Annotated in this window: 12 protein-coding genes; 5 read left to right on the plus strand and 7 right to left on the minus strand. The window is 43.8% G+C overall.

Annotation, left to right across the window (positions count from 1 at the left end; translation table 11 throughout):
- Positions 1 to 82: 82 nt before the first annotated feature.
- Positions 83 to 2,431: an ATP-dependent helicase gene (locus DW121_RS14235; protein ID WP_118324181.1), complete on the minus strand. Its 2,349-nt coding sequence runs from the start codon at positions 2,429 to 2,431 to the stop codon at positions 83 to 85.
- Positions 2,432 to 2,554: 123 nt separating this feature from the next.
- Between DW121_RS14235 and DW121_RS14240 the strand changes: the two genes are divergently transcribed.
- Positions 2,555 to 3,175: a superoxide dismutase gene (locus DW121_RS14240; protein ID WP_287052674.1), complete on the plus strand. Its 621-nt coding sequence runs from the start codon at positions 2,555 to 2,557 to the stop codon at positions 3,173 to 3,175.
- A gap of 218 nt (positions 3,176 to 3,393) precedes the next feature.
- Here the strand turns inward: DW121_RS14240 and DW121_RS14245 are convergent, their stop codons facing one another.
- Together DW121_RS14245 and ppdK are read right to left on the minus strand one after the other, a co-directional pair.
- On the minus strand, positions 3,394 to 4,278 hold the full coding sequence (locus DW121_RS14245; protein WP_117712012.1) for a sensor histidine kinase: 885 nt from the start codon (positions 4,276 to 4,278) through the stop codon (positions 3,394 to 3,396).
- A 194-nt stretch (positions 4,279 to 4,472) separates the two neighbouring features.
- Positions 4,473 to 7,193 carry a pyruvate, phosphate dikinase gene (gene ppdK / locus DW121_RS14250; RefSeq protein WP_117711848.1) on the minus strand — a complete coding sequence of 907 codons (2,721 nt, stop codon included), beginning with the start codon at positions 7,191 to 7,193 and terminating at the stop codon, positions 4,473 to 4,475.
- A 205-nt stretch (positions 7,194 to 7,398) separates the two neighbouring features.
- Between ppdK and rlmD the strand changes: the two genes are divergently transcribed.
- Positions 7,399 to 8,832, plus strand: a complete 1,434-nt coding sequence (rlmD, locus tag DW121_RS14255; RefSeq protein ID WP_118324183.1) for a 23S rRNA (uracil(1939)-C(5))-methyltransferase RlmD — start codon at positions 7,399 to 7,401, stop codon at positions 8,830 to 8,832.
- Positions 8,833 to 8,850: 18 nt separating this feature from the next.
- The gene (locus tag DW121_RS14260) at positions 8,851 to 9,759 is read left to right on the plus strand and encodes an RluA family pseudouridine synthase (RefSeq protein WP_117711852.1); all 909 of its coding nucleotides are present in this window, start codon (positions 8,851 to 8,853) and stop codon (positions 9,757 to 9,759) included.
- 153 nt (positions 9,760 to 9,912) lie between these two features.
- Here the strand turns inward: DW121_RS14260 and DW121_RS14265 are convergent, their stop codons facing one another.
- The gene (locus DW121_RS14265) at positions 9,913 to 10,308 is read right to left on the minus strand and encodes a hypothetical protein (RefSeq protein ID WP_117711854.1); all 396 of its coding nucleotides are present in this window, start codon (positions 10,306 to 10,308) and stop codon (positions 9,913 to 9,915) included.
- A gap of 6 nt (positions 10,309 to 10,314) precedes the next feature.
- Positions 10,315 to 10,734 carry a hypothetical protein gene (locus DW121_RS14270; RefSeq protein ID WP_117711856.1) on the minus strand — a complete coding sequence of 140 codons (420 nt, stop codon included), beginning with the start codon at positions 10,732 to 10,734 and terminating at the stop codon, positions 10,315 to 10,317.
- 358 nt (positions 10,735 to 11,092) lie between these two features.
- Between DW121_RS14270 and DW121_RS14275 the strand changes: the two genes are divergently transcribed.
- Both DW121_RS14275 and DW121_RS14280 read left to right on the plus strand, forming a co-directional pair.
- Entirely contained in the window at positions 11,093 to 12,328 is a 1,236-nt protein-coding gene (locus DW121_RS14275) for a site-specific integrase (protein ID WP_002561011.1), read from the plus strand.
- A 12-nt stretch (positions 12,329 to 12,340) separates the two neighbouring features.
- Complete coding sequence (locus DW121_RS14280) at positions 12,341 to 12,703, plus strand: hypothetical protein (protein WP_002561010.1); 363 nt, start codon at positions 12,341 to 12,343, stop codon at positions 12,701 to 12,703.
- Positions 12,704 to 12,805: 102 nt separating this feature from the next.
- Here DW121_RS14280 and DW121_RS14285 read toward each other — a convergent pair whose 3' ends face one another.
- A complete protein-coding gene (locus DW121_RS14285) occupies positions 12,806 to 14,929 on the minus strand; it encodes a DEAD/DEAH box helicase (RefSeq protein WP_004355287.1) in 2,124 nt (707 codons plus the stop codon).
- Positions 14,913 to 15,656, minus strand: coding sequence for a DUF1837 domain-containing protein (locus tag DW121_RS14290; RefSeq protein ID WP_317125012.1), 744 nt, complete (start codon positions 15,654 to 15,656; stop codon positions 14,913 to 14,915). Before DW121_RS14290 ends, DW121_RS14285 begins: the two co-directional genes overlap by 17 nt.
- Positions 15,657 to 15,683 lie beyond the last annotated feature (27 nt).

Below are 15,683 nucleotides of genomic sequence, written 5' to 3' on the forward strand. Positions count from 1 at the left end.
TCTTTTAGTAAATCGCCGAAAACAATTTAGTAGAACGAATTCCGCGATTCGGGACAGTTCCTCAAACTGTAAAGCATATTTATTATCCTATAATCTTGAAACGTGCGAAACGCAAAAGAAGTTGCTTGTCGCCCGCATTTTTAAAGCGAATGGTGGCTTTGGCATTATCACCCTCGCCTTCCACTTTCATCACTTCACCCAAGCCGAAACGTTCATGCTCGATAAGTTGCCCCGGTTGCACCGCACTTCCTCCTGCGGCGGCCGATGAATGGGATGCGGCGGAAGCTGTTCCCATAGAAGGCGTCACCCGTTTTAAGTTGCGGGGAACGGTGGGGGCAATGATTTCCTGCCGGGGACGAGCTTTTTCCTCACGTTTTCCGTACATCATGCCGGAAGAGAAATCCTCTCTGTTCTCCCGGCGGAAAGACGTGGCAGTCTCGTCTATTCTACGGCTCAATCCCGCATCCTGCGGCAATTTGAGGAAACGCACATCTATATCTTTCAGAAAGCGGCTGGGATTTCCAAACTCCATCTTTCCATAACGATAGCGGCTCTTGGCATAAGTAAGGAAACAATGGTCTTCCGCACGGGTTATGGCTACGTAGAACAGGCGGCGTTCTTCTTCCAGCGCCCTCGGAGAGTCTCCCGCCATACCGCTGGGAAACAGTTCTTCTTCCATGCCTACCACAAAGACATTCTTAAATTCCAGTCCTTTGGCGGAATGCACGGTCATCAGGGTTATCTTTTCGTCGTCTCCGTCCTTGTCCGAGTCTTGGTCGGTCAGCAAGGAGACTTCCGAAAGGAAGTCGCTCAGCGTAATGTTTGTATTGCCCTCTTCCTGCCGTTGGGCGCAGAAGTCGCCCATACCGTTTGCAAGCTCTTCGATATTCTCCTTGCGGCTGAGATTTTCGGGAGAATTGTCTTGGCAAACATCATTGATGATGCCTGACTGACGGATTATCTCCGCACCGAGTTCGTAGGCGTTTTTCTCGGCAACGCTCTCTATAAAGCCCGCCATCAAGTTGCGAAAGCCTTGCAGCTTGCCCGCTGTACCTTTATTTATGTTCACTCCGTAAGTCAGCGGTTCGCAGAGTACGGTCCACAGGCTTACGTTGTTGTCAGTAGCGGCAGCGGTGATTTTTCCTACGGTAGTGTCGCCTATCCCGCGTGCCGGATAGTTGATGATACGCTTGAAAGCCTCTTCATCATTCGGATTGACCGTCAGGCGGAAATAGGCGATTACGTCTTTTATTTCCTTGCGCTGATAGAAAGACAGTCCGCCGTAAATGCGATACGGCATACTGCGCTTGCGCATGGCTTCCTCGAAGACACGGCTTTGCGCGTTGGTGCGATAGAGTATGGCAAAGTCGGAATAAGCATAATTCTCCTGCCGGCGCAATTCGGCTATCTTGTTGATTACAATATCGCCCTCTTCCACATCACTGTATGCCTGATACACCCCGATAGCCTCTCCCCTCTCCTTTTCCGAAAAGACTTCCTTGCGAATCTGCCGCTGGTTCTTCTCTATCAGGCTGTTGGCGGCAGATACAATCGTTTGCGTGGAACGGTAGTTTTGCTCCAGTTTAAAGACCTTCGTGCCCGGGTATATTTTTGTAAAATACAGGATGTTGTCAATGTCCGCCCCCCGGAAGGAATAGATGCTTTGCGCATCATCGCCCACCACACAGACGTGCTGGTGTTCTTTCGCCAACTGGAGCACAATGCTGTGCTGGGCAAAGTTGGTGTCTTGATACTCATCCACCAAGATATAGCGAAACTGCGACTGATAGCGGGCAAGCACCTCCGGATGGTCGCGGAAAAGCAGGAAAGTATAGAACAGCAAATCATCGAAGTCCATAGCATCCGCCTGTCGGCAACGTTCCCAATAGCGGCGGTAAATATCGCGCAGGGCGGGCACTTTGGCGGCGCAGTCGCCTTCGTAGGCTTCCTTGTTGTTGGCATAGCCCGCAGGAGACACCAAGTGGTTCTTGGCATTGGAGATACGGGATTGCACCATGCCCGGCTTGTACACCTTTTCATCCAGCCCCATTTCCTTGATGATAGAGCGCAGCAGGCTTTTGCTGTCCGCCGTATCGTAAATGGTGAATTTCGGGGTAAATCCTATCTGCGCGGCTTCCGCATGCAGGATGCGCAAGAATATGGAGTGGAACGTTCCCATCCAAAGATGACGGGCACGCTCTATGCCTACTTGCCGGGCGATGCGCTCTTTCATTTCACGTGCCGCCTTATTGGTAAAGGTAAGTGCAAGAATGTTCCACGGCTGGTAATCGTTCTCCAGCAGATAGGCTATCTTGTAGGTCAGCACACGGGTTTTTCCCGAACCTGCACCGGCTATCACCAGTGACGGGCCTTCGTTATAGAGCACCGCAGCACGCTGTCCCTCATTCAGTTCTTGTATGTAATCGGACATATTCCTAATCATCTAACGGGTAAAGTTTGGGTACAAAGATAAAAAAAGGTTCGGACACCAGCGAACAATTCCATGGGTTATCACGTTAGTATAGTAAAGTTTCAAAACTAAATAATTGAACTTATGAATACGTTATTAATGTCTTTAATGATAATGATTATGACACATGAAATGCCAAAACTTCCTTACGCAAACAATGCGCTGGAACCTGTAATCAGTCAGCAAACAATAGATTACCATTATGGTAAACATCTACAAACGTACGTGAACAATCTGAACAACCTTGTTCCGGGTACGGAGTATGAAAACAAAGATTTGGTCACTATCGTAGCTACCGCACCCGACGGTGCCATATTCAATAATGCCGGACAAGTGCTGAACCATACATTATACTTCCTGCAATTCTCTCCGAAGCCGTCTCAAAGCGAACCCGCCGGTAAACTGGCGGAAGCTATCAAACGTGATTTCGGCAGCTTCGAAAACTTCAAGAAAGAATTTAATGCAGCATCAGTCGGGTTATTCGGCTCGGGCTGGGCATGGTTGTCGGTAGATAAGAACGGGAAGCTGCATATCACCAAAGAAGCGAACGGAAGTAATCCCGTACGTTCGGGGCTGACCCCGCTACTGGGCTTCGACGTTTGGGAACACGCTTACTACCTTGATTATCAAAACAAACGCGCCGACCACGTCAACGCCCTCTGGAGTATAGTGGACTGGGATGCGGTAGGAAAGCGAATGAAATAAGCAACCCCTTATAAAACCCTGTTGAAGGGGATATGTTAAAACGAATTTAAGCTATCACTCTGTCATTCAGAGGAGCTTGCGACGAAGAATCTCTTCTCTCATATGTAAGGAGAAGAGATTCTTCACTTCGTTCTGAATGACAGGGTGATAGCTTAAATTCGTAATGACACATCCCCCTTTTCTTAATATATCTATATGCCGGACAGGAATAGAGCCGGTCAAAACTTGCCGTATTCCCTATACTCAAGTGTGGCAGGCAAGGTGAAATAGAAAGTGGAACCTTCGCCTTTCTTGGACTCCACGCCGATGCCGCCCCCATAATGTTCCACTATGGACTTGCTGATGGAGAGTCCCAACCCCGTTCCGCGAATATTGTAGTTCATCTTTACAAAACGCTCAAAGATGGCACGACGGCCTTCCTCGTCAATGCCGCATCCCGTATCGGCCACATAGAAGTAGAAGTTCCGGTTGCTCAGTCTTCTGCAACCTACTTTTACACTACCTTGCTCGGTAAACTTCAGTGCATTCCGTATCAAGTTACCGATTACCTGCCTGAAGCGTACCCGGTCAATCATCAAACGGCATTGGGGTAGCTTTTCCACAAACTCCGCCTGAATACAGGAAGAACGGGTATGCGTATTTTCCACAATACAAGTCTCCTGAATCAATGCGTTCACATCCACCTCACCATCATTATATTCCATTGTGTTGGCTTCAATCTTAGAATAGTCCAGCAAATCATTCACCAGTTGCAGCAAGACGTCTTTGTTCTCATTAATCTCTTTCAGAAACTCCATACGCTCTTCTTTGCCCAAATTATCGGTTTCGGCAAGAACAGTGGTAAAACCGACAATCGCATTCAGAGGAGTACGTATCTCATGGGTCATATTGGCTATAAACGCATTTTGCAACTGACGGCTCTCTTCCGCAACTTCATTCATGCGCCTTAAAGTCTTCACACTTTTTGATTTACTGATAGAGACAATAATCATGATAAGCAAGAGTAAAAGAACTATCACTGCAAGGCAGATTACCAATATTTCATTTTTCTGATAGAAGTCACTCCCTAAATCTGCAAGAATTGCAGCAAATATCGGTTTCATAGCAAATTCGTTTGTATATTTTGTTTGTATATAAGAATGCAAATGTATGCGCATACAAATATAGAAAAGAAAATACAATTATCAGACCGCACAACGCATATTTTTGCAAACGAAAGAGGTCGTAATCCCATAAAAATGAGACTACGACCCCTAACTATCTTATTCAGTCCGCCTTACGGCGTCTGCTTCATTGCTTAGTCTTCTATTGCCGCCTGTGCCGCCGCAAGCCTTGCTATGGGCACGCGGAATGGAGAACAACTGACGTAATTCAAACCTACCTTGTGGCAGAATTTGACAGATGAAGGCTCACCGCCATGTTCACCGCAAATACCGCACTTCAAGTCCGGACGGATAGCTCGGCCCTTTTCGGTAGCCATACGTACCAACTGTCCTACTCCATTCTGGTCGAGCACTTGGAACGGGTCTACTTTCAGAATCTTCTTTTCCAGATAAATCGGCAGGAAAGAAGCAATATCGTCGCGTGAGTAACCGAAAGTCATCTGCGTCAAGTCATTCGTACCGAATGAGAAGAACTCTGCAGAAGAGGCGATGCGGTCGGCTGTAAGAGCTGCACGCGGAATTTCAATCATTGTACCTACTTTGAACTCGATGCTGTCACCTACTTCGGCAAACAGTTTGGCTGCTTCGGCACGGATAACTTCTTCTTGCTGCTTGAACTCGTACAGGATACCCGTCAGCGGAACCATGATTTCAGGATGTGTCTCAACGCCTTCTTTCTTCAGTTCCAAAGCCGCACCGAGGATGGCACGGGTCTGCATCTGAGTGATTTCCGGATAAGTATTACCCAAACGGCAACCACGGTGGCCCAACATCGGATTATGTTCGCAAAGAGCTTCTACACGCTGCTGGATGTACTGCAAGCTTACGCCCATAGTATCTGCCATTTCCTGTTGTCCCTTCAAATCGTGGGGAACGAATTCGTGCAAAGGCGGATCGAGCAAACGAACAGTCACCGGACAACCTGCCATAGCTTTGAAGATACCCTTGAAGTCTGCCTGCTGGTACGGCAAAATCTTAGCCAATGCCTTGCGGCGTCCTTCTGCATTTTCTGCCAGAATCATCTCGCGCATGGCTTTGATTTTTTCACCCTCGAAGAACATATGTTCCGTACGGCAAAGACCTATACCAACCGCTCCGAAATTACGTGCCACCTGCGCGTCGTGCGGAGTATCCGCATTGGTACGTACCTGAAGCTTCGTATATTTGTCAGCCAACTGCATCAATTCGGCAAAATCACCGGAAAGCTCGGCTGCCTTCGTTTCTACTTTTCCTTTGTAAACCTCACCTGTACTGCCGTTCAAGGAAATGAAGTCGCCTTCTTTCAAAGTAATGCCGTCCACTTCTATTGTACGGGTTTTATAATCGATGTTCAACGCTCCGGCTCCGGATACGCAGCACTTACCCATGCCGCGTGCCACAACAGCCGCGTGCGAAGTCATACCGCCACGTGCAGTCAGAATACCTTCGGCAACGGCCATACCCGCCAAGTCTTCCGGAGAAGTTTCGATACGTACCATTACCACACGTTTACCCGCAGCATGCCATTCGGCAGCATCGTCCGCAAAGAATACAATCTGACCGCAAGCCGCACCCGGAGAAGCCGGAAGACCGCGAGTGAGAACTTTAGCCTGCTTCAAAGCGGCTTTATCGAATACGGGATGGAGCAATTCGTCCAGTTTGTTAGGTTCGCAACGCAACAAGGCTGTCTTTTCATCAATCATGCCTTGATGCAACAGATCTGTGGCAATCTTCACCATAGCCGCGCCGGTACGTTTACCGTTACGTGTCTGGAGGAACCAGAGTTTACCTTCTTGCACAGTGAACTCCATATCCTGCATATCTTTATAATGGTTTTCCAGTTTAGTCTGCAAAGCATCCAGTTCCTTATAAATTTCGGGCATGGCTTCTTCCATGGAAGGATATTTGGCTGCACGCTCTTCTTCGCTTACGCCGGCAAGTTCAGCCCAACGTTTGGAACCGATAATGGTAATCTGCTGCGGAGTGCGGATACCAGCTACAACATCTTCACCTTGTGCATTAATCAAGTATTCTCCATTGAAAAGGTCTTCGCCCGTAGCGGCGTCACGGCTAAAGCAAACTCCCGTAGCCGAAGTGTCGCCCATATTACCGAACACCATTGCCTGAACGCTAACGGCTGTACCCCACTCATCAGGAATTCCTTCCATCTTACGATAAAGAATGGCACGTTCGTTCATCCATGAATTGAATACGGCGCAGATAGCTCCCCACAGCTGTTCGTAAGCACAAGTCGGGAAGTCTTTTCCTGTCTGTTCCTTAACGGCAGCCTTGAATCTCTTGACAAGTTCCTTGAGGTCTTCCACTTCCAGTTCGTTATCCAGTTTCACGCCTTTCGCATGTTTCACATCTTCTATAATGGCTTCGAAGGGGTCAACATCTTCTTTGTTCACCGGTTTCATGCCCAGCACCACATCACCGTACATCTGTACAAAACGACGGTATGAGTCCCATGCAAAGCGGGCATTGCCTGTCTTGCGAATCAGACCTTCTACCACTTCGTCGTTCAAACCGAGGTTAAGAATAGTATCCATCATACCCGGCATGGAAGCACGCGCACCCGAACGTACGGAAACCAACAACGGGTTTTCCACGTCACCAAATTTGGAACGCATCAGCGTTTCTACGTGTGCAATGGCATTTTCCACTTCCTGCTTCAACAAGGCAACGACCTTGTCCTGCCCCATTTCATAATATTCTGTACAAACTTCAGTCGTAATTGTAAAGCCCGGAGGAACCGGAACTCCGATAAGGTTCATCTCTGCCAAGTTAGCGCCCTTACCCCCCAAAAGGTTTCTCATGCCGGCTTTTCCTTCTGCCCGGCCGTTACCAAAGGTATAAACTCTTTTTTTGTCCATAATATAAATTTAAAGTTTTTGATTGTGATTTTTCATTTTTCTGTTCGCAAATCTAAGTATATTTCACAGACTAGAAAACTTTTTGAGAAAAAACTTTAATGCAAAATGCAATTTCGACATTGCAATATTTAATATTTCAATTCATAGAGAGAAATCCCGAAAAAATACCTATTTTTGCCACAGAATTTATTATACTGGTGTAAAAGTGGCAAGAAAGAGAAAAGAACTCCCCCTCTTAGAGAAGGTGGAAATTACGGATGTGGCTGCCGAAGGAAAAGCCATCGCAAAAGTCAATGATTTGGTAATTTTCGTACCATATGTCGTTCCGGGTGACATAGTAGACCTGCAAATTAAGAGAAAAAAGCATCATTATGCTGAAGCGGAAGCGGTGAAGTTCCACCAATACTCGCCGGTAAGAGCTGTCCCATTTTGCCAACATTACGGTGTATGCGGCGGTTGCAAATGGCAAGTGCTCCCCTATTCAGAACAAATAAAATACAAGCAAAAACAAGTAACGGACAACCTTACCCGCATCGGGAAAATAGAACTTCCGGAAATATCACCGATACTCGGCTCCGAGAAAACCGAGTTCTATCGGAATAAACTTGAATTCACTTTTTCCAACAAACGCTGGCTGACAACAGAAGAAGTACGGCAAAATGTGGTGTACGAACAAATGAATGCAGTGGGTTTCCATATTCCCAATGCGTTCGATAAGGTTTTGGCCATAGAGAAATGCTGGTTGCAGGATGATATATCCAACCGCATCCGTAATGCGGTACGCGACTATGCCTACGAACACAACTATTCGTTCATCAACCTGCGCACACAGGAAGGAATGCTGCGCAATATGATTGTGCGTACCTCCAGCACCGGTGAACTAATGGTTATCCTCATCTGCAAGATTGAGAAAGACGAGGAAATGGCGTTGTTCAAACAGTTGTTGCAGTACGTAGCGGATACTTTCCCCGAAATTACGTCTTTACTATATATTATTAATAATAAATGCAACGACACCATTACCGACCTTGACGTACATACGTTCAAAGGCAAAGACCACATTTTTGAGGAAATGGAAGGTCTGCGTTTCAAAGTAGGTCCGAAGTCTTTCTATCAGACCAATTCCGAACAGGCATACAATCTGTACAAAGTAGCCCGCAATTTTGCAGGGCTCACCGGTAACGAACTGGTATACGACCTTTATACCGGTACGGGAACCATCGCCAATTTCGTATCCAAACAGGCGCGTCAGGTTATCGGAATTGAATACGTGCCCGAAGCCATTGAAGATGCCAAGGTCAATGCGGAAATCAACGGCATCAAGAACACATTATTCTTTGCCGGTGATATGAAGGATATGCTAACGCAGGATTTCATTAATGAATACGGGCGTCCGGATGTAATCATCACCGACCCTCCCCGTGCAGGTATGCATCAGGATGTGGTGGATGTTATCTTGTTTGCAGAGCCGAAACGCATTGTGTACGTCAGCTGCAACCCGGCCACTCAGGCAAGGGACTTGCAGTTGCTTGATGTGAAATACAAAGTAAAAGCCGTACAGCCGGTAGATATGTTCCCGCATACCCATCATGTGGAGAACGTAGTACTGCTTGAACTCAGAAGTGAAACCAATCATTAATTACAAATAATTATCCTCGTGGCAAAAGAAAGAAATATGGCAAAAGCCCGCACACAATATACGGACTATATGGTAAATGCGCCAATGGAACTAATGGAATTTCTGGCCGCCAAAATGCCGGATGCCAGCCGTACCAAGTTAAAATCATTATTGAGCAAGCGCATCGTGTATGTGGACAGTGTCATCACCACACAGTACAACTTCCCTCTGAAGCCGGGCATGAAGGTACAAATCAGCCGCGAAAAGGGGCGTAAAGAATTTAGCAACAAACTGCTGAAAATTGTGTATGAAGATGCCTATATCATTGTTGTCGAAAAGATGCAAGGTCTGCTGTCTGTCAATACGGAAAGGCAGAAAGAGCGTACAGCTTATACTATATTGAACGAATATGTTCAGCGGTCGGGCAGACAACACCGTGTGTACATAGTTCATCGTCTGGACCGTGATACTTCGGGACTGATGATGTTTGCCAAAGACGAAAAGACGCAAAATACCTTGCGCGACAACTGGCATAACATTGTGACTGACAGACGCTATGTAGCTGTTGTTGCAGGGGAAATGGAAAACAATGCCGGCATGGTAAGGTCTTGGCTTACCGACCGCAAACTTTATGTATATTCCAATCCTACGGACGATGGCGGCAAGGAAGCTATCACCCACTACCGCACCATTAAACGCGCCAACGGGTTCTCACTCGTAGAGCTGAACTTGGAAACAGGACGCAAGAACCAGATTCGTGTGCATATGCAGGATTTGGGACACCCCATTATCGGTGACGGACGGTATGGGCTGGAAGAAATCAATCCTATCGGGCGATTGGCATTACATGCCTTCAAGCTTTGCTTCTATCACCCTGTAACCGGAGAGTTGATGCAGTTTGAAACACCGTATCCGGGGGAGTTCAAGAAGTTGTTTCTAAAGAAATAGAAAAGGTACAAGCTAAAAGTTATCTCAAGATAAAGCTTATAACATATATAATACTGTCATTCAGAGCGAAGCGAAGAATCCATTCTCTAATTTATGTGAGAATGGATTCTTCGCTTCGCTCTGAATGACAGTATTATATTAATAATCAGAATATTAAAATCCCACTCTGCGCAAGACTAAAGTTCTACCTTCAAAGCCATCCAAGTAATCTTCATAATACTCATAATACCAACCTGATAAAGATGCTCTATCAGCCCAAGACCCTGCTATGCAAGCTTTATCATTGGCTCCAAAGTCTAAAATAATGGTACCGGAAGGCGCATCCCAATATTCCTCATCTTCAAAATACCAACGAAAATCTCCATAATCTCCGCCTTCTATACGGAAACTGCCACTTCGATTCTCATTAAATATAAAGGAAGCATCTCTACTCCCTACTGTACCATTCCAAGTACCAGACAACCAATATTCGATATCATCATCCGTATCACAGGAACTTAATCCCACGACCAGCATACAGAGAAAGAAAACCTTTATATATTTCATCATAACTTTTTATTTAAGCAATGTCAAATCCGTCAGCGTAACTACTTCACCATCCAGTTTTCCTGAAAGATAATGATCACGTACCCATACATTCTCAAAATATTTCACTTCATTGGCAGGGAAAATCAAGATTAAAGTTTCCTTTGAGTTATCGGCCCATTTCCAAGTAAACATTCTTTCCGTAGTCTTTGTTTCCGAACCGTTGACAACTTTAATCACTTCTTTTGAAGTCAGATTATTTTTATTCTCAAATTGTAGCTGATAAGTACAAGTTCCGTCTTCGGTTTCATATTTCTCAGTCCAAGTTTTCCCGCAGAGTTTCTCATCGCTGTTCTCTATTGTAGTATAATAATTGTCATCCCCGCACGAAGCCAGTCCCATAGTCATTACACACAACAGCATTATTTTCGCAAAATTTAAAATCTTCATGATTATCAAGTTTAGTTAATATTTACAGGCAAAGTTACTACAAAAAAGTGAAATGCGGAAAGATATAGTGATAGAATTGAGTTACAAGGGTTTTAGTTAAAGTGGCGATAATTCGTGAAGCCATTACAATCCTTGCCGAAGCCAAATCTTGACGCCGCAACGTTACTTGTTCGTAACCATGTCCGAAAATGCGACAAACGGGTACGAATGGCGAAACAAGACACTATGTTATAGTGAGTTACCCACAACTCACGTAACAAATACGGTTACGGAAAAAAGATTGCGCCGTTCCTCCCCGTTTTGCGTACCGACACCGGACTCTTCACCAACTAATTTTGAAATCCAAAAATTAAGAACGATGAAGAGTACATTTTCAGTAATCTACTACCTCAAGCGTCAGGTAGTGAAAAAGGACGGGACGGTTCCCGTCATGGGACGCATCACGGTGGACGGCAGCCAGACGCAGTTCAGTTGCAAGTTGAGTGTCGATCCGAAGCTGTGGGACACCAAAGGGGGACGTGTCACGGGCAGAAGCGCGGCGGCACTCGAAACGAACCGTATGCTTGACAAGATGCGGGTGCGCATCAACAGACACTATCAGGAAATCATGGAGCGTGACAACTTCGTCACGGCGGAGAAGGTAAAGAACGCCTTTCTCGGACTGGAACACCGCTACCACACGCTGATGCAGGTGTTCCGTCGGCACAACGAGAACTATGAGAAACAGGTGGAAGCAGGCATGAAAGCAAAAGGTACACTGGAAAAGTACCGTGTCGTTTACAAGCACCTGCAAGAGTTCCTCGACATCCGCTACCATGTGAAGGACATCGCCCTAAAAGAGCTTACTCCCGCTTTCATCTCCGACTTCGAGATGTTCCTGCGCACGGACAAGCACTGCTGCACCAATACCGTGTGGCTGTACGTCTGCCCGCTACGGACAATGGTGTTCATAGCCATCAACAACGAGTGGCTGACACGCGACCCGTTCCGCGAGTATGAAATCAAGAAGGAGGAAACGACACGCAGTTTCCTGACCAAAGACGAAATACGCCTGCTGATGGAGGGGAAACTGAAAAACGCCAAACAGGAACTGTACCGCGACCTCTACCTGTTCTGTGCGTTCACCGGATTGTCGTTCGCGGATATGCGCAACCTCACGGAAGAGAATATCCGTACCTATTTCGACGAACACGAGTGGATAAACATCAACCGCAAGAAAACGGGCGTGGTGTCCAACATCCGCCTGCTTGACATCGCCAACCGCATAATCGGCAAATACCGTGGGCTATGCGAGAACGGCAGGATATTCCCCGTTCCGCATTATAACACGTGCCTTGCCGGTATCCGTGCCGTCGCCAAGCGTTGCGGCATCACCAAGCATATCACGTGGCATCAAAGCCGCCACACGGCAGCCACGACAGTTTTCCTTTCCAACGGCGTACCCATCGAAACGGTCAGCTCCATGCTTGGACACAAGAGCATAAAGACGACGCAGATTTACGCGAAGATAACCAAAGAAAAACTCAATCAGGATATGGAAAACCTTGCCGCAAGGTTAAACAACGTCGAGGAATTTGCAGGTTGCACCATCTAAAAAAGAGGAGCCATGAAACGTGACATAATCATCATAGAGGACAAGGCGGTCAGCGTAACCGGTAACGATGTGTGGATGACCGCCACCGAAATAGCCGGACTGTTCCATACGACCGTCCCGGCAGTGAACGCCGTCATCAAAGCCGTCCGCAAGTCTGACGTGCTGAACGACTACAAGGTGTGCCGCTACATGCAGCTTGAAAACGGGCTGTACGCGGACGTGTACGCGCCTGAAATCATTATTCTGATTGCTTTTCGGCTGAACACCTACAACACCTACCTGTTCCGCATGTGGCTGGTAGGAAAGGTTCTCTCACAAGAGAAGCGGCAAACATACGTGATGTTTATACAGAACGGAAAAACTGCGTACTGTTGAAGATATCAAATGAAAATTATACGAAAGAATTTCTATATGGATCCTTATCTAAATAGCCATATCATATCTCAAAAAATATAGAGGTAATAATATGGCTATTATTTAATTCTTTTGATTTGTCGTTATGCAACGAATTCCGTTCATAAAATGTTTTAATATATATTTGTCAAATGAATGGAGATTAGGTATTTTTTGTTCAAGGTATTCAATTCCTATCGTGTTAAATTCCTGTATAACGATTGTAATCTCTTTAGAATCGTCTTCAAGATTTATAAGACCTGCATTTTGTATCTTTTTACTAATCATCCTCGGTAATCCGTATTCTTCAAGTTGAAATACAATTTTAGGTAAAAAGGCATTTGATGCTTTATATACAAAATTGGCGATATTTGAGGAATTAGGATAAAGTTCTTGACGTATAATATTAATTACCGCAATAATAGATGAGAGATTAAAGGATACATATCTTTCAAATGTAAATATATCCTCATATGTAATACCATAATCTTTTACTGTGTTATATAGCTCTTTTATAGTCATTTTCCATCCATTACTACATGCACATGCATAATACCGTAAATGTCCTTTTCGATGATATTCCAAAATTTCTATGATATCTCCTAAAGCATCCCTCCATTCCCATGTATTATTGTTTTGTAAAGCATCGCAATTTGTTGGCCAATTGGAATCAGTTTTCAATTTTTCCGCAATTATCTTTAACATTGATGGTTTACAACTTCTGATTTGTGGTATTCTTTCAATTCTATGCCAAATATCCGTTCCAAGAAGTTCTATCATTTCATCTTGATATCGTTGAATTTTTACATATTGTTCATTATTCAATTTTATACCGGGGTCATTTCCATCAAGTTTTTTTACTACATCATCAGGAAACTCTAATCTCAATTTAGTATTTTCTTGACTTGGTGGCTCTTCAAGCATATAGACACGACCTACAAAATAACGAAACATTCTGCCTGCGCGTCCAATGATGTTGCGAAAGGTAAAATAATCAATCTTATGAGCCCCGTTCTTATTTGACCATAAAACGACACTCTCTGCTTGAGTATTTACTCCTTCAATTATAGACGAGGTCGATACCAAATAATCTAACCCATTCTGTTCTTCAAATAGTTTTATTTGAATTTGACTAAGAGAACGATGTAGCTGACCATTATGAATACCAATACCATGTTTGACTAAATCTTTAAGAATATACTTTTCTCCATAATTGCATTCCAGCCAATCAGAAAAATTAGCAAGCAGTTCAGAGTCTTTATTATATAAATTTCTGTTAAGAATTGTTGTTACTTCTTCAATTCCCTTATATGTGCCGGTATATATCAAAGCTTTACCTATACCTGTATTTATTAATTCAATAAGTTTACGTGTCTTAAAACTCTGTTTATCTTCATTCTTTGGTCTGCTTTTATATAACCGCCATGCATGCGTTACAACGGTCTTAAAATCCATACGCAGAAATGTCATCCCTTCAGTGAATACATTTTCTTCTATTTCATGGATATTTGGGGCAAGATAATATCTTTGTTTAGCTTTCTTTCCGAGTTCTACCATTGAACTGAGTAAAGTGGAGCTTCTTTCAAGATCAAAATTTGTACTTGCCTTATAAAACTCATCAACGATTAGAATATCAATTGAAGGAAGTTTATCTATATAGGCAAAAGCTCTTTCTTGCGGAAATACCAATATGTTTTTCTCCGCAAGTTCTACATCTGTTGTTGTAATTATTTTATATTGATGAGAGAATTTTCGGCAAATTCGTCTTCTTGTTTCATCTGCAAGAGCAACCGTAGGTACTAATATTACAACATTAATTGGTTGTTTAATCGCAATAAATGCATCAATAACAAAACTTTTACCAAAACTTGTAGGAGCACTCACCGCAACGCTTTTCCCTTCTAATAACTTCTTTAATACCTGTGATTGAGCAGTATGTAAGACACAAGGTTTTCTTTCTCCAATATTAACTTTAAAAACTTCACATACAAACCGATCTTCCCAAGATGCAGTATATGTATCAATATACGGTAAAAGCCCCACTTCACGAATAAGATGGTTGACTAATTCCATATATGAATTATTGTTAGTACCATTAATCTCATGAAGTAATGTAATTACTTTGGATCTTGCATTACTTATATCACCAGCATTTAGAACATTACTTATATCTAAACATGTATTATATATATCATTCGTCTGCATCATTTTTGAGATTTTTTGCTTGTGAAATAAACCAGTTTACTATTTTTGTTTTATCAGGAACAGGAAAAAGAATCAAATGAAAGTTTATTTCCGAATACTTATGAACAGAACTAAGCTTGTTGATCTGCTTCTTAAAAAACGAATGAGCACGATCTCTATGAAAAGAAATAATACTATTTTTATACTCATCACTCATTTCAGTAGTACTTGCTGTTATCTGGCATTCATGTAATAAAAGAATAGGTATATGTAGTTTGGGTTTTATTTCGTCAATGGAAGTATTCTCATCGAAACATTCTTTTATCTTTTTAAGTAATGTTTGGTTTTCAATTTGTTTATCAAGTTCATTGAGATTGGTCATTATTCCGCATTCCTTTTTCATAATAGGTTTGCGCAACATTTGTTCAACAGAATTTATTGGTTCGTATAATCGCGCATCCTCAAGAGAATTATAAAATTTAGCTTCTCCTAACCAAAGTTGAAAGCCTCCATTTGGGTCAATTACAATGTGTACAGAATCAGAGCCCTTTGCATTATCATTATCATTCTGTTTATAAAAAATTTTAGGTATTGCAGATAAGGCTTTATAATGGTTCTTCATTATGCCATATAGAATAATTTCCGCTATTTCACTTCCCTTTCCATTCTGCTCTTTGTCAACAAGTCGTAAATGTTTGGCAGCCTCAATAAGCCTACCGTAATCATTATCTAACCCGTTGGCGGAATTAATTTAAGTTGATAAATATGAGTAAAAAGT

Source organism: Bacteroides sp. AM10-21B (assembly GCF_003472565.1).
In the GTDB taxonomy this organism is placed as follows: Bacteria; Bacteroidota; Bacteroidia; order Bacteroidales; family Bacteroidaceae; genus Bacteroides; species Bacteroides propionicigenes.